Source organism: Bradyrhizobium sp. STM 3843 (assembly GCF_000239815.1).
Lineage (GTDB): Bacteria > Pseudomonadota > Alphaproteobacteria > Rhizobiales > Xanthobacteraceae > Bradyrhizobium.
The window spans coordinates 24,503-44,803 of record NZ_CAFK01000011.1; the positions used below are offsets into that span (position 1 = coordinate 24,503).

Annotated in this window: 19 protein-coding genes; 12 read left to right on the forward strand and 7 right to left on the reverse strand. The window is 63.6% G+C overall.

All coding sequences use genetic code 11. The annotated features are described in order from the left end of the window. The first annotated feature begins 47 nt into the window (after nucleotides 1-47). Nucleotides 48-662, forward strand: a complete 615-nt coding sequence (locus tag BRAS3843_RS02215; protein WP_008967065.1) for an FMN-dependent NADH-azoreductase — start codon at nucleotides 48-50, stop codon at nucleotides 660-662. A gap of 553 nt (nucleotides 663-1,215) precedes the next feature. Here BRAS3843_RS02215 and BRAS3843_RS02225 read toward each other — a convergent pair. Next, entirely contained in the window at nucleotides 1,216-1,989 is a 774-nt protein-coding gene (locus BRAS3843_RS02225) for an SDR family oxidoreductase (protein WP_008967066.1), read from the reverse strand. Between the two features lie 138 nt (nucleotides 1,990-2,127). Between BRAS3843_RS02225 and BRAS3843_RS02230 the strand changes: the two genes are divergently transcribed. After that, entirely contained in the window at nucleotides 2,128-2,577 is a 450-nt protein-coding gene (locus BRAS3843_RS02230) for a helix-turn-helix domain-containing protein (RefSeq protein ID WP_008967067.1), read from the forward strand. Between the two features lie 14 nt (nucleotides 2,578-2,591). Here the strand turns inward: BRAS3843_RS02230 and BRAS3843_RS41250 are convergent, their stop codons facing one another. Beyond that, entirely contained in the window at nucleotides 2,592-2,747 is a 156-nt protein-coding gene (locus tag BRAS3843_RS41250) for a hypothetical protein (protein WP_008967068.1), read from the reverse strand. 311 nt (nucleotides 2,748-3,058) lie between these two features. Here BRAS3843_RS41250 and topA point away from each other — a divergent pair, with 311 nt between their 5' ends. Genes topA through BRAS3843_RS02250 form a run of 4 tightly spaced genes read left to right on the forward strand, consistent with a single transcriptional unit; the run spans nucleotide 3,059 to nucleotide 9,493 of the window. After that, a complete protein-coding gene (topA, locus tag BRAS3843_RS02235; RefSeq protein WP_008967069.1) occupies nucleotides 3,059-5,863 on the forward strand; it encodes a type I DNA topoisomerase in 2,805 nt (934 codons plus the stop codon). A 4-nt stretch (nucleotides 5,864-5,867) separates the two neighbouring features. Beyond that, on the forward strand, nucleotides 5,868-8,255 hold the full coding sequence (rnr, locus tag BRAS3843_RS02240) for a ribonuclease R (protein ID WP_008967070.1): 2,388 nt from the start codon (nucleotides 5,868-5,870) through the stop codon (nucleotides 8,253-8,255). Continuing rightward, entirely contained in the window at nucleotides 8,252-8,713 is a 462-nt protein-coding gene (locus BRAS3843_RS02245) for a DUF983 domain-containing protein (protein WP_008967071.1), read from the forward strand. The genes rnr and BRAS3843_RS02245 overlap by 4 nt, the downstream gene beginning before the upstream one ends. 30 nt (nucleotides 8,714-8,743) lie before the next feature. Continuing rightward, on the forward strand, nucleotides 8,744-9,493 hold the full coding sequence (locus BRAS3843_RS02250; protein WP_008967072.1) for an NUDIX domain-containing protein: 750 nt from the start codon (nucleotides 8,744-8,746) through the stop codon (nucleotides 9,491-9,493). On the opposite strand, the gene BRAS3843_RS02255 is transcribed toward BRAS3843_RS02250, so the two are convergent. Next, the gene (locus BRAS3843_RS02255) at nucleotides 9,494-10,042 is read right to left on the reverse strand and encodes a hypothetical protein (RefSeq protein WP_008967073.1); all 549 of its coding nucleotides are present in this window, start codon (nucleotides 10,040-10,042) and stop codon (nucleotides 9,494-9,496) included. 117 nt (nucleotides 10,043-10,159) lie between these two features. After that, entirely contained in the window at nucleotides 10,160-10,540 is a 381-nt protein-coding gene (locus tag BRAS3843_RS02260; RefSeq protein WP_008967074.1) for a Rid family hydrolase, read from the reverse strand. Between the two features lie 142 nt (nucleotides 10,541-10,682). Between BRAS3843_RS02260 and BRAS3843_RS02265 the strand changes: the two genes are divergently transcribed. The 4 genes from BRAS3843_RS02265 to BRAS3843_RS02280 all read left to right on the forward strand — a co-directional run bounded on the left by BRAS3843_RS02265 (nucleotide 10,683) and on the right by BRAS3843_RS02280 (nucleotide 15,118). Further along, a complete protein-coding gene (locus BRAS3843_RS02265) occupies nucleotides 10,683-12,023 on the forward strand; it encodes an LLM class flavin-dependent oxidoreductase (protein WP_008967075.1) in 1,341 nt (446 codons plus the stop codon). 117 nt (nucleotides 12,024-12,140) lie between these two features. Beyond that, complete coding sequence (gene rpmG / locus BRAS3843_RS02270) at nucleotides 12,141-12,308, forward strand: 50S ribosomal protein L33 (RefSeq protein WP_008960778.1); 168 nt, start codon at nucleotides 12,141-12,143, stop codon at nucleotides 12,306-12,308. A gap of 313 nt (nucleotides 12,309-12,621) precedes the next feature. Further along, nucleotides 12,622-13,974, forward strand: a complete 1,353-nt coding sequence (locus BRAS3843_RS02275; RefSeq protein ID WP_008967077.1) for a globin-coupled sensor protein — start codon at nucleotides 12,622-12,624, stop codon at nucleotides 13,972-13,974. An 85-nt stretch (nucleotides 13,975-14,059) separates the two neighbouring features. Then, a complete protein-coding gene (locus tag BRAS3843_RS02280; protein WP_175361066.1) occupies nucleotides 14,060-15,118 on the forward strand; it encodes a hypothetical protein in 1,059 nt (352 codons plus the stop codon). Between the two features lie 107 nt (nucleotides 15,119-15,225). Here the strand turns inward: BRAS3843_RS02280 and BRAS3843_RS02285 are convergent, their stop codons facing one another. Both BRAS3843_RS02285 and BRAS3843_RS02290 read right to left on the reverse strand, forming a co-directional pair. Next, nucleotides 15,226-15,969 carry a hypothetical protein gene (locus BRAS3843_RS02285; RefSeq protein WP_035980596.1) on the reverse strand — a complete coding sequence of 248 codons (744 nt, stop codon included), beginning with the start codon at nucleotides 15,967-15,969 and terminating at the stop codon, nucleotides 15,226-15,228. 36 nt (nucleotides 15,970-16,005) lie between these two features. Continuing rightward, the gene (locus BRAS3843_RS02290; protein ID WP_008967080.1) at nucleotides 16,006-16,893 is read right to left on the reverse strand and encodes a MipA/OmpV family protein; all 888 of its coding nucleotides are present in this window, start codon (nucleotides 16,891-16,893) and stop codon (nucleotides 16,006-16,008) included. Between the two features lie 350 nt (nucleotides 16,894-17,243). On the opposite strand from BRAS3843_RS02290, the gene BRAS3843_RS02295 reads away from it, so the two are divergent. Both BRAS3843_RS02295 and BRAS3843_RS02300 read left to right on the forward strand, forming a co-directional pair. After that, entirely contained in the window at nucleotides 17,244-17,924 is a 681-nt protein-coding gene (locus BRAS3843_RS02295; protein ID WP_008967081.1) for a response regulator transcription factor, read from the forward strand. Continuing rightward, nucleotides 17,921-19,294: a HAMP domain-containing sensor histidine kinase gene (locus tag BRAS3843_RS02300; RefSeq protein WP_008967082.1), complete on the forward strand. Its 1,374-nt coding sequence runs from the start codon at nucleotides 17,921-17,923 to the stop codon at nucleotides 19,292-19,294. The genes BRAS3843_RS02295 and BRAS3843_RS02300 overlap by 4 nt, the downstream gene beginning before the upstream one ends. 136 nt (nucleotides 19,295-19,430) lie before the next feature. Here BRAS3843_RS02300 and BRAS3843_RS02305 read toward each other — a convergent pair. Continuing rightward, a partial coding sequence (locus BRAS3843_RS02305; protein ID WP_035980594.1) for an alpha/beta hydrolase occupies nucleotides 19,431-20,301 on the reverse strand: 871 nt, incomplete at its 5' end.

Below are 20,301 nucleotides of genomic sequence, written 5' to 3' on the forward strand. Positions count from 1 at the left end.
CGTCGGTTACAAACCTATACCAACCAACCTACACCAAGGTGACTGCGATGACAAAGCTCCTCCACATCGATTCCAGCGTGCTCGGCCCCTATTCCGTCAGCCGGCAGGTATCGGCGGCGATCGCCGAACGGCTTCAGCAGGCGGTTCCCGGCCTTCAAACCACGTACCGCGACCTCGCCACGGCGCCGCTCACCCACTTGTCGGGAGCGCATCTGGCTGCCGCCCAGGGCACGGCGCCGGCCGATCCCACGGTTCAGCAGGATCTTGCGGCGGGTCACGCCGTGCTCGAGGAATTCCTCGCCGCCGATATCGTCGTGATCGGCGCTCCCATGTACAATTTCTCGATCCCGAGCCAGCTCAAGGCCTGGATCGATCGCGTCGTGGTCCGCGGCAAAACCTTTAGCTACGGCCCGAACGGCCCCGAGGGTCTCGCCGGCGGCAAGCGCGTGATTATCGCCGTGTCGCGCGGCGGCTATTACGGCGCGGATACGCCGATGGCGGCACTCGAGCACCTCGAGACCTATCTGCGCGCCGTGTTCGGCTTCATCGGGGTCAAGGATCTGGAGTTCATCGCCGCGGATGGCATCCAGGTCGGGCCCGAGCACCGCGAGAAGGCCGTCAAGAGCGCGCTTGAGGCCGCAGGCAATCTGCAGGCGGCGTGAGCACCCTGGCTGCCGCTTCGCCGAGGCGGCAGCCAGTCCATTCCCGACAGCGGTGAACTCGTCCTACTGCGTCACAAGAGCGACACATCGTCTCTTTCGCCGTCTCTTTCGCCGTCATTCCGGGGCGATGCGCCAGCATCGAACCCGGAATCTCGAGATTCCGGGTTCAGCCCTGACGGGCTGCCCCGGAATGACGGCGCTTGTTACGCAGGTAGGACTAACTCAGTCCCAGATCAGAGGCGCTCCGAGCAACAACAGGCCGAGCGAGACCAAGAGACCGAAGGCGGAAAAAAGCAAAATCGAAAGCAGACTATCCCAATCGGATCGCGCGGCCGCCGCCTGGTTTGAGACCGTGGCGGATACGGGCATTGAGGCAGACACGCGAGCGGCCTTTGCCATAGCAACTCTCCGAAATATTCATGCGTCAAATATCCCAGCCTGCTCGGGGGTCGGTGCGATCGCGATAAAGGTTCAAGTGAGACGCAAATTCAGCAAAGGAAAGCTCAATGTGCACGCGGGCGTGCACACCGAGCGGAGCCTGCGGTGATTCCGATCAGCCGCGATAGATCGGCGCGCCGGCCGGCGCGGCGCTCGCGCCGCCATCGACAAAGAGCTCCTGGCCCTGGATGTGCGCGGCTTCGTCGGAGGCGAGAAACAGCACGGTGTTGGCGATGTGCTCGGGCTCACCGATATGGCCGAGCGGTGTCGAGCGCGCGATCCGCGCTTCGAACGCCTTCTCGGCTTCGGGAGTGGCGATCGCCGCACCCCAGATCGGTGTCCGGATCGCGCCGGGCGCGACCACATTGACCCTGATCCCGCGCGGTGAGAGCTCCGAGACCAGCACCCGCGCGATCGCGCGCACGCCGGCCTTGCTCGCTGCATAGGCGGCATAGCCCGGATGGCCGAGCGCCGAAATCACCGAGCCGTTGAGAATGATCGAGGCGCCGTCGCTCAGATAAGGCAGTGCCGCCTGGACCGTGAAGAAGACGCCGGTGAGATTGGTCCTGATCACTTGCTCGAAGGCCTCAAGCTTGGTGCCACCAAGCGGAGTCTGACCGGGGATGCCGGCATTGGCGAACACGATATCGAGCCTGCCGAATTGAGCCGCCGCTGTCGCGATGGCCTCCTCGGTGGCAGCGATGTCGGTCGCATCGGCAACCAGGGCGAGCGCGCGAGAGCCAAGCTGCTTGGCAGCGGCCGCGAGCCGATCAGCATCTCGACCGGTGATCGCCACAAGTGCGCCTTCCTCGATAAATCGTCTGGCCGTGGCCAGCCCAAGTCCGCTGCTCCCGCCGGTAATCAACGCGGTCTTGTTCGCCAGTCTCATGCTTGGCTCCATCTGGTTGCATTATTAAACTTCTTGAGCCATCTAGGCCTTGCGGTTTAATAATGCAACCACAATATCGTGATGGGCGCCCGCTTGCTGAAACGGCAACGAGCGCTTGGGTCTGGAGAAAGCGGCGTCATGGTCAAACGCACAAGCCTTGAGGGCAATGGCTGCCCGGTCGCCCGGTCGCTGGATGCGATTGGAGATTGGTGGTCGCTTCTCATCATCCGCGACGCGTTCGTCGGCCGTCGTCGCTTCGGCGAGTTCCAGCGCAGCCTGGGCCTGGCCAAGAATATCCTGACCATCCGGCTCCGTGCGCTGGTGGATCGCGGCATCCTGACCACCGAGCCGGCTTCCGACGGCAGCGCCTATCGCGAATACGTGCTCACGCCGAAGGGCCGCGGGCTTTTTCCGATTCTCGTCGCTTTGAGACAATGGAGCGAGGAATTTGACCAACGGCCGGAGGAGATCGCGACTATCCTGGTGGATCGCGAGACAGGACGGCCCGTACAAAAGCTTGCGCTATGCGCGCAGGACGGACGATTGCTCGGTCCCGCCGACACCACGTTGCGGCCCCGCACCGGCTGAAGGACACCCAACCGTCAGGATGGCTTGCGGCCATTGCGCAGCCGCGCGTACTCCTCAGCCTCGAGATGCGCCATGCGTAAGAGGTAGTCGAGCATGCTGAGGCGATGGCGGCGAGCCAAACGCGCCAAGCTCGCGGTCGTCGTCGCAATGAATGCGATCGCCTCGTCCACACTTATCTCGTCCGAGTCGTCATGGGGTCGGGAGCGCCGTCCTGCACCCGCGGATGACGTCTTTCGCTTTCGCGCTGGCTTTGTCAAAAAATTGATCCAAATTCGAGTATCCAGCAAAAATACCCCTAAAAAGAGTGCAACTCCAGGACGGTTCTCTGCAACCCTCTTTATACGTCGTGGGCGTTCTCGCCTCGACTTTCAACATCGTTCGATTTGACAGGAACCGTCTCACCACCCATGTTCGGGTCAACGAGGCCTTTGGCGAATCCGCGAAATTGGCTTCAATCTTTCCCGTAAGCCACTGGAACTACATGAATATCGTCATTGTGGAGTCGCCGGCGAAAGCCAAGACGATCAATAAATATTTGGGCTCCTCCTATGAGGTTCTAGCCTCGTTTGGCCATGTTCGCGACCTCCCGGCGAAAAATGGATCGGTCGATCCGGACCATAATTTCCGAATGATCTGGGAGGTGGATCCCAAGGCCGCCGGCCGGCTGAACGAGATTGCCAAGTCGCTGAAGGGGGCGGACCGGCTAATCCTGGCCACCGACCCTGATCGCGAGGGCGAGGCGATCTCCTGGCACGTCCTGGAGGTGCTGAAGGAAAAACGCGCGCTCAAGGATCAGAAGATCGAGCGGGTGGTCTTCAACGCCATCACCAAGCAGGCGGTCTCGGAGGCGATGAAGCATCCGCGCCAGATCGACGGCGCACTGGTCGACGCCTATATGGCGCGCCGGGCGCTGGACTATCTGGTCGGCTTCACTTTGTCGCCGGTGTTGTGGCGCAAGCTTCCGGGCGCCCGCTCGGCGGGCCGCGTCCAGTCGGTCGCGTTGCGGCTGGTCTGTGACCGCGAGCTCGAGATCGAGAAATTCGTTCCCCGTGAATATTGGTCGCTGATCGCGACGCTGGCCACGCCCCGCGGCGACAGCTTCGAGGCGCGCCTGGTCGGCGCCGATGGCAAGAAGATCCAGCGGCTCGACATCGGCACCGGTGCTGAAGCCGAGGACTTCAAGAAGGCGCTGCAGGCCGCAGCCTTCACGGTCACGACCGTCGATGCCAAGCCGGCGCGCCGCAATCCGCAGGCCCCCTTCACCACCTCGACCCTGCAGCAGGAAGCGAGTCGCAAGCTCGGCTTCGCGCCGGCGCACACCATGCGGATCGCCCAGCGGCTCTATGAGGGCATCGATATCGGCGGCGAGACCACCGGTCTCATTACTTATATGCGAACCGACGGCGTGCAGATCGCGCCCGAGGCGATCACGCAGGCCCGCAAGGTGATCGGCGAGATCTATGGCAACGCCTATGTGCCGGACAGCCCGCGCCAGTACCAGACCAAGGCCAAGAACGCGCAGGAAGCGCACGAAGCCATTCGCCCGACCGATCTGTCGCGGCGGCCGGCCGAGCTGCGCCGACGGCTCGACGACGACCAGGCCAAGCTCTATGAGCTGATCTGGACCCGTACCATCGCCAGCCAAATGGAATCGGCCGAGCTCGAACGCACCACGGTCGACATCACGGCCAAGGCCGGCTCCCGCACGCTGGAGCTGCGCGCCACCGGCCAGGTGGTCAAGTTCGACGGCTTCCTTGCGCTGTACCAGGAAGGCCGCGACGACGAGGAGGACGAGGATAGCCGCCGCCTGCCCCACATGAGTCAGGGCGAGCCGCTGAAGCGGCAGGATCTGTCCGTGACCCAGCATTTCACCGAGCCGCCGCCGCGGTTTTCGGAAGCCTCACTGGTCAAGCGGATGGAGGAGCTCGGCATCGGCCGGCCCTCGACCTACGCCTCGATCCTGCAGGTGTTGAAGGACCGCGGCTATGTGAAGCTGGAGAAGAAGCGTCTGCACGGCGAGGACAAGGGCCGCGTCGTCGTCGCCTTCCTGGAGAACTTCTTCCGCCGCTATGTCGAATACGACTTCACCGCCGATCTCGAGGAGCAGCTCGACCGCATCTCCAACAACGAGATCTCCTGGCAGCAGGTGCTGAAGGATTTCTGGCGCGACTTCATCGGCGCGGTCGACGACATCAAGGACCTGCGCGTCGCGCAGGTGCTGGATGTGCTCGACGAGATGCTCGGCCCGCACATCTATCCGCCGCGCGCCGATGGCGGCGACGTCAGGCAATGTCCGACCTGCGGCACCGGACGGCTGAACCTGAAGGCCGGCAAGTTCGGCGCCTTTGTCGGCTGCTCGAACTATCCGGAATGCCGTTACACGCGGCCGCTGGCGGCCGACAGCGAGGCCGCCGCCGATCGCGTGCTGGGACAGGACCCGGAGTCCGGGCTCGACGTCACCATCAAGGCCGGCCGCTTCGGCCCCTATATCCAGCTCGGCGAGCAGAAGGATTATGCCGAGGGCGAGAAGCCCAAGCGCGCCGGCATCCCGAAGGGCACCCAGCCATCGGATGTCGACCTCGAACTGGCGCTGAAACTGCTGTCGCTGCCACGAGAGATCGGAAGGCACCCGGAGACGGGCCTGCCGATCACGGCCGGCATCGGCCGCTTCGGGCCGTTCGTGCGCCATGACAAGACCTATGCGAGCCTGGAAGCCGGCGACGAGGTGTTCGACGTCGGACTCAACCGCGCGGTGACCTTGATCGCGGAGAAGGTCGCCAAGGGCCCGAGCAAGCGCTTCGGCGCTGATCCGGGCAAGGCGCTCGGCGACCATCCCTCGCTTGGTGCGGTCGCGGTGAAGAGCGGGCGTTACGGCGCCTATGTCACTGCGGGCGGCGTCAACGCTACGATTCCGTCCGACAAGGAAAAGGATACGATCACGCTGCCGGAAGCGATTGCGCTCCTGGATGAGCGAGCCGCAAAGGGCGGCGGCAAGGCGAAAAAGGCCAAGGCGGCAAAGCCTGCCAAGGCAGCCGGCAAGGCCGGCGCCAAGACCAAAACCAAGGCTAAGGTTGAGACCAAGGCTGAGGCCGAAGCCGAGGGGGATGACGGCGACACGCCGAAGCCCGCCAAGAAGGCTGCGGTCAAGAAGGCTGCAGCCAAGCCGAAATCAGACTCCACCAGCAAGGCGCGTGCGCCGGTCGGAAAGGCCGCCAAGACCTCGGCGAAACCGTCCTCCGCCCCGAAAGCGCCTGCGAAGAAGAGCGCCGGCAAGGCCCGCGGATGAGAAAATGACCCAAAAGCGCGACATCGGCTTCCCCCCGCGGGAGGCCATCGTCGCCTTCATCCGCGCCAACCCGGGCAAGGTTGGCACCAAGGAAATTGCGCGCGAATTCGGCCTGAAGAACGCCGATCGCGCCGAGCTGAAGCGGATTCTCCGCGACCTCGTCGACGAGGGTGCGGTCAAGAAGAGCGGCCGCCGCAAGATCACCGAGACCGCCGCCCTGCCCGCGACGCTCATTGCCGATATCACCGGCCGCGACAGCGACGGCGAACTGATCGCAACGCCGGCCGAGTGGGACGAGGCCGAGCAGTCCGAGCCGCCACGCATCCGCATCCACACTCCTCGTCATGCCCGCCCCGGTGCGACCGCCGGCGTCGGTGATCGCGCCTTGGTGCGGGTCGACCCCGTCGAGAGTGCCGACGGCGTGACTTATCGCGGCCGCGTCATCAAGGTGCTCGACCATGCGAAGCATCGCGTGCTCGGCATCTTCCGTGCGATGTCCGGCGGCGGCGGACGGCTGATCCCGGTGGACAAGAAGCAGGCCGGCCGCGAGCTCAGCATTGCGCCCGCCGACAGCCGCGAGGCCAAGGACGGCGATCTCGTCAGCGTCGACCTGCTCCGCGGACGCGGCTTCGGCCTGCCCGCCGGCCGCGTCAAGGAACGCTACGGCTCGATCGCGAGCGAAAAGGCGATCAGCCTGATCGCGATCCATGCGCACGAGATCCCGCTCGATTTCTCATCCGCAGCCCTGCAGGAGGCGGAAGAGGCAGAGCCCGCGACGTTGAAGGGACGCGAGGACTGGCGCGAGCTGCCGCTCGTCACCATCGATCCGCCCGATGCCAAGGATCATGACGACGCGGTTCATGCCGAACCTGATCCCGCTCCCGACAACACGGGCGGCTACGTCGTTCACGTCGCCATCGCCGACGTCGCCTACTACGTGCGGCCCGGCGCGCCGCTCGATCGCGATGCGCTTCGGCGCGGCAATTCGGTGTATTTCCCGGACCGCGTCGTGCCGATGCTGCCCGAGCGGATCTCCAACAATCTCTGCTCGCTGGTGCCGGGTGAGCCGCGCGGCGCGCTGGCGGTGCGGATCGTGCTCGGCGCCGACGGGCGCAAGCGGTCGCACTCCTTCCATCGCGTCCTGATGCGCTCGGCGGCGAAGCTCGCTTATGTGCAGGCGCAAGCTGCGATTGACGGCAAGCCCGACGACATCACCGGTCCCCTGCTCGAGCCTATTCTGAAGCCGCTTTATGCGGCCTATGAGGTTGCCAAGCGCGGCCGTGATGCGCGCGATCCGCTCGACCTCGATCTCCCCGAGCGCAAGATCCTGCTGAAGGCGGACGGCACCGTCGACCGCGTCGTCGTGCCTGAACGGCTGGATGCGCACCGGCTGATCGAGGAGTTCATGATCCTCGCCAATGTCGCAGCCGCGGAGATGCTGGAGAAGAAGGCGCTGCCGCTGATCTACCGTGTGCACGACGAGCCCACGGTGGAGAAGGTCCACGCGCTGCAGGAATTCCTGAAGACGCTCGACGTGCCGTTCGTCAAGTCCGGCGCGCTGCGGCCCTCGCTGTTCAACCGTGTCCTGACCTTGGTCGCCGGCCAGGACTATGAGCAGCTGGTCAATGAGGTCGTGCTGCGCTCGCAGGCGCAGGCCGAATATTCCGCGGAGAATTACGGGCATTTCGGCCTCAATCTGCGCCGCTACGCGCATTTCACCTCGCCAATCCGCCGCTACGCCGACCTGGTCGTCCACCGCGGCCTGATCCGCGCGCTGGGCCTGGGCGACGGGGCCCTGCCCGACAGCGAAACGGCTGAGAATCTTGCCGAAATAGCCGCGCAGATTTCGGTGACCGAGCGCCGCGCCATGAAGGCCGAGCGCGAGACCGCCGACCGCCTGATCGCCCATCATCTCGCCGATCGCATCGGCGCCACCTTCCAGGGGCGCATCTCCGGCGTCACCCGCGCCGGTCTCTTCATCAAGCTCGATGATACCGGCGCCGACGGGCTGGTCCCGATCCGCACGCTCGGCACGGAATATTACGATTACGACGAAACCCGTCATGCGCTGATCGGCCAACGCAGTGGTGCCATGCACCGGCTCGGTGACGTCGTCGACGTGCGTCTGGTAGAAGCTCAGCCTGTGGCGGGCGCCTTGCGCTTCGAACTGTTGACCGAAGCCGATGTGCTGGTCCCGCGCCAACGGCGGCGCGACACCCCCCATGCGCGCGAAAGCGTCAGGGGCAAGCCGAAGCCCAAAGCGAAAAAGACCAAGGACAAAGCGTCGAAGCGTGCGAAGGCCGCCCGCAACAAACGCGGTGAGAAAAGCGCGAAGCCGACGACCAAACGCAAGTCCGGCACATCGAAGAAAGGCAAGTCATGGACGCCATGAGCACGACGCCGACCAGCGTGCGCCCGCAGAATTCAGCGGCGACAACGTGGACCCGCGAGGCGGGTCTCGCCGAGAAGCGCGACCTCTGGAGCGCGATGAAGCGCGGCTGTCGCGGCCGCTGCCCGCGCTGCGGCGAAGGCAAGCTGTTTCGCGCGTTCCTGAAGGTCGCCGACGCTTGCGACAAATGCGGCCAGGATTTCTCGGGCCACCGGGCGGACGACCTGCCCGCCTATCTCGTGATCGTCATCGTCGGCCACATCGTGGTGCCGCTCGCGCTCTATATCGAGACCAACTATTCGCCGCCGGTCGCGCTGCAGCTTTCGATCTATCTGCCGCTGACGCTGTTCGCCTCGCTGGCGCTGCTCCAGCCGGTCAAGGGCGCCGTCGTGGGTCTGCAATGGGCCTTCCACATGCATGGCTTTGACGACAATCCCGCCGAAGGCATTCCGCCGGTTTGAACGACAACCAAGAATGAAAAAGGGATGGAAATGACGGAGGTGGCAGAGGCCGCAGCTTCGGCTAAGCCGGAGCAGAAGGAAGCGGATCACCATCCCTATACCAAGCCGAGGGATGCGGCGACCCTGATCCTGATCGATCGCAGCGGCACTGTGCCGAAGGTTCTGGTCGGCAAGCGCCACGACAAGGTCGTGTTCATGCCCGGCAAGTTCGTCTTTCCTGGCGGCCGGGTCGAGAAGACGGACCATCGGATCCCTGTGGCCGCGCCGATGCCCGAGGCGCTCGAGGCCAACCTGTTCAAGGGCCGACCACAGACCTCAGCCTCGCGCGCCAAGTCGCTGGCGATCGCTGCCATCCGCGAAGCCTGTGAGGAGACCGGGCTGTGCCTGGGCCGCAAGATCGAGGGCAAGGTATCCAACCTCGACGGACCCTGGTCGCCGTTCAGTGCAGCCGGCCTGTTGCCCGATCCGTCCAGCCTGTTCCTGATCGCACGCGCCATCACCCCGCCCGGCCGCATCAAGCGTTTTGACACCCGTTTCTTCACGGCGGATGCGTCGGCGATCACGCATCGCGTCGAGGGCGTGGTGCATCCGGACGCCGAGTTGGTCGAGCTGGTGTGGGTCGAACTCGGTTCGAAGCCACTCGCCGATCTGCACCCGATGACCAGGAATGTGCTGAACGAGCTGGACAAGCGGCTCGCGACCGGTCCGCTCCAGCATGACGCGCCGGTGCCGTTCTTCCATTTCTATGGCGGCCGGATGCATCGGGACGTGCTGGACTGATCAGCCATCGGCGTCGTCATCATCGGGCTCGGTGCCGACATAATCCTTGGCTGGAATTTTGAGCGCGATCGCGAGCTGTTGCGCCAATGCGTTGGCCTCTTCGCGGGACGCGAAGCTCCGGAGATTCAGCGGCTCGACGCCTTTGCCGCCACACAGATTGACGTCATACATCGTTGCGCTGACATCGCCGTCATCGGTGATGCTGATCAGGTTGTAGTTCGACAGCCGGCGCGCACGCCTGACATGCAACGGCCCAAAAGCCTTGGTGATGACGACTTCGCCGGCGCCGGGGCACACGGTGACGAAGCCGCGAAAGGTCGCAACAAGGAGGCCCGGAATGATGACCGCGACCCCAAGAGCGGCAAAGACGGCGATACCCGCCCACTCGTCTCTGGCATCGCCAGGGCTTGCCAGCACATCGCTAAGACCAAGCGCCACGTTCCACAGCAGGTAAGCGCCGGCCGCAATCAGCGGCAACGCCAGCAGCCGGCCCAGCAAAGGGACCGGTAATCCAACGCGAATGATATCGCCCGTCGCTGCACCTGCCATGAAGCCCTCCCTGAAATTCAGGCAGTTTGTCGTCCGGATCTTGGGATCGGTTCGACATCGCTCAGCCGGCGGAGGAATCCGCGGGAAGCAAATTGGAGCTTGCCGAGCGCTCCCAGGTCAGTCCTGAATGACCGCGGTGGCTTCGATCTCGACTCGCGCCGTCGCGGGAATGAGGCCGGCAACCATCACCAATGTGCTCGCCGGCCTGATGGCCGCGAAAGCTTCGCCATGCGCCCGCGCGACGGCGTCGATGTCGGCTCTGTCGGTGATGTAGACCACCGTGCGCACCACGTGGTGCAGGCCGCTTCCCGCCTCTGCCAGCGCGTCCGCGATAATGGCGAGCGCCCCGGCGGCCTGATGATAGGCATCCCGCTCGAGATCGGCCCCGCGCGCCGTCGTTCCTGAAACGAAAACCTGGTCGTCGACGCGAACCGCGCGGGCATAGCCGAAAATGGTCTCGAACGGATAGCCTGACGAAATCGTGAGCTTGTCGGACATTTCAATTCCCACTGACGCGTGCGCCGACGAACAACTTCCTTCGCCGGGCGATCAAATTGCAAAATTCTTACCTGGCCTGGCGATTGGCTGATCCCCGCGCAGTTCCCATCTATTTGCGACAGCAACCACGCGGATGACAGCGATGGCCCCAAGTCGATCGGCTCAACGTCAACTCAAGCTCGGCGCCTTCATGCGCCCGGTCTCGATCCACACCGCCGCCTGGCGCTATCCCGGAGCCTGGCCGGACGCCAATTTCAACTTTCAGCACCTCAAGGACCTGATCCGCAAGCTCGAGGCCGGCAAGTTCGACGCCTTCTTCATGGCCGATCACCTGGCCGTCCTGAACATGCCGATCAATGCGCTCAAGCGCAGCCACACCGTGACCTCGTTCGAGCCGTTCACGCTGCTCTCGGCGTTGTCGGCCGTGACCGAGAATATCGGGCTGATCGCGACCGGCTCGACCACGTTCGACGAGCCCTACCATGTCGCCCGGCGCTTCGCCTCGCTCGACCACATCTCCGGCGGCCGTGCCGGCTGGAATATCGTCACCACCTCCAATCCGGACGCCGCGCTGAACTTCGGTCTCGATGATCACATGGAGCACGCCGAGCGCTACAAGCGCGCGCGTGAGTTCTACGACGTCGTCACGGGCTTATGGGATTCCTTCGCCGACGACGCCTTCGTGCGCGATGTCGAAAGCGGCCTGTTCTTCGATCCCGAGAAGATGCATGTGCTCGACCACAAGGGCAAATATCTCAAGGTCCGCGGTCCCCTCAACATCGCCCGCCCCGTCCAGGGCTGGCCGGTGATCGTGCAGGCCGGAGCGTCCGAAGACGGCAAGCAGCTGGCGGCCGAAACCGCCGAGGCGGTGTTCACCGGCGGTGGCAGCCTGGCCGACGGCCAGAAACTCTATGCCGATATCAAGGGGCGGATGGAGAAGGTCGGCCGCGATCCGGAGCACCTGAAGATCCTGCCCGGCGCTTTCGTCGTGGTCGGCGACAGCGTGGAGGAAGCCAAGGAGAAACGCGCGCTGCTCGACAGCAGGGTGCATTACGACAGCGCGATTGCGTCGCTCTCGGTGATCCTCGGCACCGATGCCTCCGGCTTCGATCCGGACGGACCGTTACCGCCGATTCCGGAGACCAATGCCTCCAAGAGCGGCCGCCAACGTCTCATCGACGTGGCCGCGCGCGACAACCTAACCGTGCGGCAATTGGCCCAGCGCGTGGGCGGCTATGGCGGGCTGTCCTTCGTCGGCACGCCCAAGACCATCGCCGACCAGATGGAGGAATGGCTGACAGGCCGCGGCAGCGACGGCTTCAACATCATGTTCCCGTATCTGCCCCAGGGCCTGACCGATTTCGTCGACAAGGTGGTGCCGGAACTGCAGCGCCGGGGGATTTTCCGCAAAGAGTATGAGGGACGGACTTTGCGGGAGAATCTCGGCCTGCCACGGCCCAAAAACCGATTTTTCGCGGGCTGAGGGGTAAGATTCTGACGCCCCAACCTTGACTTTGGGGCTTGGGCGGGTAGGTTGCGCGCCAACTGCGCCCCCTCTTTGGCCGGCGCCCTCTCCCATCGATCCAAAGGTTTTCACGATATGGCCAAAGCGGTCACCATTAAGGTCAAGCTCGTGTCCTCGGCCGACACCGGCTTCTACTACGTTGCCAAGAAGAACTCGCGCACGATGACCGAGAAGATGGTCAAGAAGAAGTACGACCCGGTCGCGCGCAAGCACGTTGAATTCCGCGAAGCCAAGATCAAGTAAGATCGCGGACGCTGACTGACTTCCTGCGGGGCCTCAACGGCCCCGTTTTTATTTTTGGCTTTGCCTTTGTTCGTTTTGACTTGCCGGGCGCGAGCTTGTGGGTCGCGGCCCGCCACGATCTGCTTTCACCCTTCTCCTCTACCGCGTTCAGATCTCGCCGCGTTCAGGTTCCTGCACCTGCAACCCATTGGAGAAATTTGTTCATTTTCTCCACTTAAGGAAGCGTCAACCAAACATTTGCAATTGGCGCGTACCAAATGGGCAGCCCGGGAAATGGGCTCCCCTGATTGCTTTGGCCGCATGGACGCTCCCGATGAACGACGCAACGACTCTCCAATCCCGACTTGATTTCATCGGTATCGATCGCACCACCCGTGAGGCGCTGCGCGAGCTGCGCCCGCTGATCGGTCGCGTGCTGCCGAGCATCCTCGACCAGTTCTATGCCCACGTCACCAAATACCCGCAGCTCGCCAAGCTGTTTCCGAACCAGGCGGTGATCCGCCACGCCAAGCAGGCGCAGATCGATCACTGGACCTCGCTGGCGAGCGCGAAGTTCGATGACGCCTATGTGAAGTCGGTGACGCGGATCGGCAAGACGCACGAACGGCTCGGCATCGAACCGCGCTGGTACATCGCCGGCTATTCGATGATCATGACCGGTCTGCAAAAGGCGATCGAAGCCGAAATGGCGAAGGGCTGGTTCGCCGGACAGGGCGCGCGGGAGAAGAAGGCGCAGTTGCAGACTGCCATCACCCGCGCAGCGATGCTCGACATGGACCTTGCGATCTCGGTGTATGTCGACGCTGCCAAGCAGGAACAGCATGAGCTGGTCAGCAAGATGGCCGACGAGTTCGAGGCGACCGTCGGGCAGATCATCAACAAGGTCTCCACGGCCTCGCATGAGCTCGAGGCGTCCGCCACGACCTTGAGCAAGACCGCGGAGAACACCCAGGTGCTGTCGACCAGCGTGGCGTCCGCTTCGACCGAGGTCTCGACCAAGGTTCAGTCGGTAGCCTCCGCCACCGAAGAGATGGCATCCTCCGTCAACGAGATCGGGCGTCAGGTCACGGAATCGACCGGGATTGCCGAAGAAGCGGTGCGCCAGATCGAGCAGACCGATGCCGGCATCAGCGAGCTCTCCCGCACCGCCGAGCGCATCGGCGACGTGCTCAAGCTGATCACCTCGATCGCCGCCCAGACCAATCTTCTAGCTTTGAACGCGACCATCGAAGCGGCCCGCGCCGGCGACGCCGGCCGCGGCTTCGCGGTGGTCGCCTCCGAGGTCAAGGCGCTGGCGTCGCAGACGGCCAAGGCCACCGAGGAGATCGGCCAGCAGATCGAGGGCATCCAGAGCGCAACCCAGACGTCGGTCGCCTCGATCAAGCGGATCGGCGGCACCATCAAGCAGATCTCGGAGATCGCGGCCGGCATTGCCGCTGCGGTCGAGCAGCAGGGCGCATCCACCGGGCAGATCTCCCGCAACGTCCAGGACGTCGCCACCGGCACCGCGCGGGTCGCCACCAATATCGGTGATGTCAGCCAGGGTGCGAGCGCGACCGGCAAGGCATCCTCCCAGGTGCTGACCGCAGCCCACTCGCTCTCGCAGGACAGCACTCGCCTCAAGGCCGAGGTCGAGAAATTCCTCAAGGGCGTGCGCGCGGCCTAATCGTCATCCCTCCGGACAGATCGACAGCCGGCCCGGATCGCTCCCGCGCCGGCTGTTTTGTGTCGGCTCACGTTTGAGCCACACATTGGCTCGCAAAGCTGACTTCCGCTATGCTGCTGGTTTTACCGGACAGCAATGGTCACGGGTGGTTATCTCCGGCGCGACAGACCGGGAGCGACACCATCGTGGATTGTGGTTGGGGAAAGCCATGGCGAGCTTCGTTCAGTTCTTGCAGCAATCTGGTGTGTATGCTGCGCAAAGCTTCATGATCGTTCCGCGGGGAGGCTTCAACCTGGTCTGCCTCCGCGACAGCAAGGATGTCCACCTGGCGTATGATCGCGATCGGTTACAGGTCGAGGACGTGCGCCTCGATCAGGTCGAACGCGTCGCACAGGACTACATCAAAACCCGCTATGGGGAGCAAAAAAGCCAGGAGCGCGACGATCAGTTGCTTCGTCTGCGTACCGCGCTGTACGCCACCGCACCGCCGGAGGCCTCTGCACGCGGCCTCAAGGTTTCGGCCAAAGGTACCGGTATTCCCCAAATCAAAGCGACGCGCGGCAACACAGAGATCAGGTTGGACGTTGCCATTCTGCCGCGCAAAGACTTCAAGATCGCGTTCAAATTCCTCAAGCAGCTCGATCAAACGGGCAAAGTGATCAACGCCACGAAATGGACGCCCGATGACGTGCCCTGGTTCCTCACCAGGCTGAACTGGACATTCGGGGCGCAGACCAACATCTTTTTCACCTCGGTCGAGGCCTCGTGGATTACGGTCCAAAAAGCTCTGGGGCCAAAAATCTCGCGAGATGCTTTTCGGAAGGACATCGTGCCATTCAAGAGGCGTGGCGCCGATCTCACATGCTTTCTCGTCGGCGACTATGATGCGATGGCGAATGAGGCGGCTGGAGAATACCTGCCTGATGAGCAGGTATTCGTCGTTGTCGACCAGGGCAATCCACCCGTGTTCGACCGTGGCGAAGCGTTCATTGGCGTCATGGCGCACGAGATCGGTCACTTCCTGCTCCACAAGCGCAACCTGCCTGGGAGTGGACACCATGACCGCAGCGGCATTTTGCTTTCGAGTGGCATGGAAAGCCTTTCCCTGGACAAGCAACTCGTCACTGATCTCACGGCGTGGTGAGAGCGCCGGTGCCCAGCATCCGCCCGGCACGCGTTGGCGTCATGGTCCGCACAGGCAGTTGGTCGATGTCGAGCGCCTGTTGAAGCGCCTGCGTGGGCGCTGGACCGCTAGCGCTTTTGATCGATCAGGTGCATGTCGCTCAGCGTGTTCGGAAGGCTGCGGACGAGAAGATCAACGAGCGCCCGACGCAACCTCTCGTCTGGCTCATCGACATTGGCATCGATCACGAGGCTGGGGCCGGTGAGCCGGACGCTCGATGCATCGTCAGACGGCCCGGCTGCCCGTTTCTCGATGATCTCAAACGTCCTGCCGTCGACAACTCTGATCTCGTAAAGCGCGTGGAGCACGCTGAACGATTCCAGAACCGCGCTGTAGGTGACCAGGCCCACGCCTTCCAGCTTCCGATTGCCGCCACCGAAATTGGCTTTGGCCTTGGTAATGACGATGTAGGCATCGAGTCCTTGTGGGGATATCCCGGTCTGAACGAGCTGCTTGAACGGATCGCGGCGGACGAGATCGACCGCAGGGATCACCGAGTCCTGGATCGCCGCGAAAGTAGTACGCGAATAGGTGACCGGCTGCACCTGGAAGCGGACACTCAGCGCCTCCCTCACCTGTTGCACGATCAGGTCATCGAGCCCCCAGGACGCGATCGGCACGCTTCGAGAGCTGTTGTTGAGGCCGGTGAGCCCTGCCCTTGTCATTGTGAATTGATCTCCGAGCGCCGAAACGATCCCGACGGTCTTGACCGATTTGAGCTTCTCGTCCCGGGTCTCAAACAGCGCATGAGCACCACTGCTGAGGACAAGAAGGATGGCGAGCGACATACAAAGCAGGATGACCGTCGCCATCCAAGCGTATCGGCCGGCGGTGTGCATCGCGCCCCCTCACCTGATCCTGAAATCAAAGGCATAGGATGCGCCGAGGCCGACTGTGGTCTGGTTCACCGACCCGCGCGCCGTCACCAGCGGGCTTTTTGCGGCGTCGCCGAGCAGCCGGTCATATTCGACGTAGGAATGCACCTCCCACTGCGGATTGATGCGATATTTCACCTGCAGGCCAGCGCCGACCGAGTGTGCGCCGCCCTTGGCATCGAACACCGGAAGTCCGCTCGCCATCGCTTGAACGGTATCGACATTGTAATAGGGCGAGACCGCCTTGGTGCTTTCCCACGTGAAGCGCGGGCCGCCGGACACGGTGATCGCCCGCGTCACCGGTACGATGAAATCCGCGGAGAAATCGGCGACGACGCCCTGGTGGCCGCCAAAGCCCCCACGGGTCTCGTTGCGCACGCGAAACCAGTCGACAGGAAAATATTCGATGAAGCCGCCGAGCTCGAACGCGGCCTTGACATCGCCGAGACCGTTGAGCTCGGCGTAGTTGCCCGCCTTTCGTGACGGCACGAACTTGGCCGCAGGGCCCGCGCGCAGATTGCCGAAATCGATCAGGGCGATGCTCGCGTTGTCGCGCGGGCTGCGAAACTGATCCACCGAGCCCGCTCGCCGGATCGAGAAAATCGGGACCGGGCTGAACAGGCTGTGGTTCGCCCCTTCGAAAGCCGGCCCGTACCGTCCCTCCGCACCGATCATGACGGTCCAGTTGCCGGACACCGGCGGTAGCAGCGGCAGCTCAAAAGGCGGCGCCGGCAAGGTGAATGCGGTCTGGGCCGATGCGCGGTCACAAGCGGCCAGCATCGCGTTGAGGGTTGCGGCGAGGAGAGTTCGGCACGCGCCGCTCGCGAGCATGCGGAGAACGGCTTCGACGTTATGCTTCATTGAAGGGACCTTTGACGGCCGACCTCTTGGGCGAGGCCAGCTGGTACGGATTCGAGCCCTCCCCAAATCGCCGGCCAAGATTGCCCCAAGATTGCCCGCCGCAATGTCCAGCAATGACGCAAGCGCGCGGCCACCAAACATTGCCCGAACATTGCCTGAGCCGAAACCGATTGCTTTTTCTGCAAGGCTGATGGCCAATCAGCCTGTCGCTTGCGCTCGTTAGTCCCGCTGCGTAAGGAAAGCTGTCCGGCCGAGTCCCAGCGCCACAATCGGGCCAAAGAGCAAGTGTCACGATCCCCTGGTTTTATTGCCGTGGTTTTATTGATCGCCTGATGCAAGGAAGACTCATCGTGCGCTCCCTCGTGATCGAAGACGAACCGCAGATCGGCGCCTATGTCAGTCGCTTGCTGACGCAATTGCACGGCGTGGTCGATACGGTCGGATCGGTTTCGGACGCGCGGCACGCATTGAAGAACTTCAAATATGATCTGGCGATCGTCGACCGCATGCTGCCCGATGGCGACGCACTTGCGATCGTCACGGCATTGAGCCAGTTGCCGGAGCGGCCGGCGATCATCATGCTGACCGCGAAAGACGCGAAGGAAGACGTGATCGAGGGCCTCAACTGCGGAGCGGACGACTATCTCGGCAAGCCATTCGAGCCCGATGAGTTCATCGCCCGCGTGCGGGCGGTGCTACGACGGCCGCGGCTCCTGGTTCAGCCGGCATTGTCGTTCGGAAACGTCGAACTTCATCTCGGCAGCAACGAGGCCGTCGTGGCTGATCAGAAGGTCTTGCTGCGACGGCGCGAAGCCCTGATCCTCGCGACTTTGTTGACGCGGCGCGACCGCGTCGTCACCCGCGCGGCGCTGATCGAGGAGATCTATGGCTTCGACGACGAGATCGAATCCAACACGCTGGAGGCGCAGGTCTCGCGTCTGCGCAAGAAGCTGTCCGAGCTCGGCGGCAATGTCGAGATCCGCAGCATGCGCGGCATCGGCTATCTGCTCAGGATGGCGCAGAGCCGATGAAGTCGATCGCCCGGACGTTTACGCTCTCGCTCGGCCTCGCCGCAACGGTCCTCTTTCTCGCCACCATCACCATTGCCGTCTGGCAATCCCAGCTGCGCGAATATGAGCCGGTGGTGTGCCGCGTTGCTGCGGGTGTTCTCTACGACGCTGCGGTCGTCGATCCCGGCCACGCGCTGACCATTCGCTCCACACGTGGCGTCGAGCAGCTGAAATCGATCAGCCCCAATCTCTGGTATGTCGTGTCCTACGAGAAGCAGATCACCGAGTTCGGCGGTGAGCACAGGCCGGCGCTGCCGTTCTCGCTGCCCTATGGCGGCCCGATTGGCTTCTCGGTCCTCAACACGCTCGACCAGAACTCCACGTTCTGCCTGGCCGTGATCCCATGGGGCCCGTCCGATCTGGTGATGATGGTTGGTGGAGCGCAGGTCCGCTTCGGCCAGATGCTGATGTCGTTCGTTGGTCGCAATATCTTCCCCCTGTTTCTTGTGGCGCTCGCCTTCGCGTCGATGGTGTTGATCGGCGCATGGTTATCAGGACGGTTCGTGGGGCGTGGGATCGATCGCGTGACGCGGCGCGCGCTCGCGATCGACCCGTCGGCGCCGCAGGGATCGATTTCGCTTGATGAGGTCCCGATCGAGCTGAAGCCCCTGGTCGAGGCGCTGAACCGCGCCTTCGACGAGATCAACGCCTACATCAAGATGCAGCGCCGCTTCCTCGGCAATGCAGCCCATCAGCTGCGGACGCCGCTGACGCTGCTGCGTGCCAGGATCGAGGATGTCGCCGACCCTCCATTGCGGATCGCGCTGGTGCGCGACATGCGCCGGCTCACGTCACTGGTCTCGGCCATGCTTGACCTGGCACGGCTGCAAAATCATGCGATCGAAAAAGGGCCGATCGATCTAGCTGATGTGACGCGGGACGTGCTTGCCGATTTCAGCCCGTCGGCGCTGGATGCGGGGATCGAATTGTCGCTCGAGCAGCCCGAGGAGGACGGCACGGTCGTGCAAGGGGTCGAAGCCGCCGTCCGCAGCGCGCTGGCCAACCTGGTCGGCAATGCCTTGATTCATGCGAGGGGCGCCAGACGCGTCACGGCGACGCTCCATCGCGGCCGCGTGTCGATCAGCGATGACGGAGCTGGATTCTCGCCGGGCGATGAGCGCCAATTGATCGAGCCGTTCCAGACCGGCAACGCCGCCGAAGGCGGCGCCGGCCTCGGCCTCTCGATCGTCCAGGAGATCATGGCGGCCCATGGCGGGGAGTTCATCATCACCTCGACACCGGGCGGCGGCACCACCGCCAGCCTGCGCTTTCCCGAAGCGACGGCCAGAGCGATGAGTGACAACAGATCCGGCAATGTGGAGACCGCCTGATTTGCTGGAGCCCTCGGCAAAGCAGGCGATGATCGGCTTCTGCCATTAGCGATTTCATCATCTCGGCCGGGACGCGACCCGACTTCTGTTTCTCGTAGACTCGAGGGCTGACCCCAGCCCTCTCCCATCACAGCGGTCAGTCAGCCTCGATATGGTTGCGAATGCCCTCAGCCGTTTGCCGGATCGCGGCCTCGGTCGAAGGAATGTTGCGCAGCGCGTTGAGCAGGACGAAGTCGTGGATCGTGCCGTTGTAGCGCACGGCATCGACGCTCACCCCGGCCTCCTTGAGCTTGCGCGCATAGGCCTCGCCTTCGTCGCGCAGCGGATCGTTCTCGGCCGTGATGACGAGCGCCGGCGGCAGGCCTTGCAGTTGCGCGAGGCTGGCACGCAGCGGCGAGACGTAGGGGTTCTCCCGGGTCTTGGCGTCGGGCGCGTAGCGATCCCAGCCGTATTTCATGAAGTCGCGCGCCAGGAAGCGGCCCTTGCCATAGCTCAGATAGGATTGGCTATCGACGCTGGCGTCGGTCGCCGGAATGAGCAGCACCTGATAGCTGATCTTCGGTCCCTTGCGGTCCTTGGTCATCAAGGTCAGCGCCGCGCTCATGTTGCCGCCCACTGAATTGCCGGCGACAGCGATCCGGCTGCCGTCCGCGCCAAGCTCACCGGCATGCGCGGCGACCCATCCCAGGGCGGCATAGATCTCGTCGAGCTGGGTCGGATAGACCGCAGCGGGCAGCGGCGTATATTCGACGAACACGCCCACCTGCCCCGACCCGACGACCAGGTCGCGCAGCAGCCGCTTGTGGTTGTCGAAGTTGCCGGCGATCCAGACGCCGCCATGGATGAAGAGCAACACGCCGGGCTTGCCGGTCATGCGCGCGGGCGTCATGATGTAAAGCTTAACACGCCGGCCATCCTGGGTGATGGTCCGCTCGGTCGTGGTGACGCCGGACATGTCGACCGGCGTCTGGCTCTGCAGCCCGCTCAGGATCTCCTGCGGCTTCGGC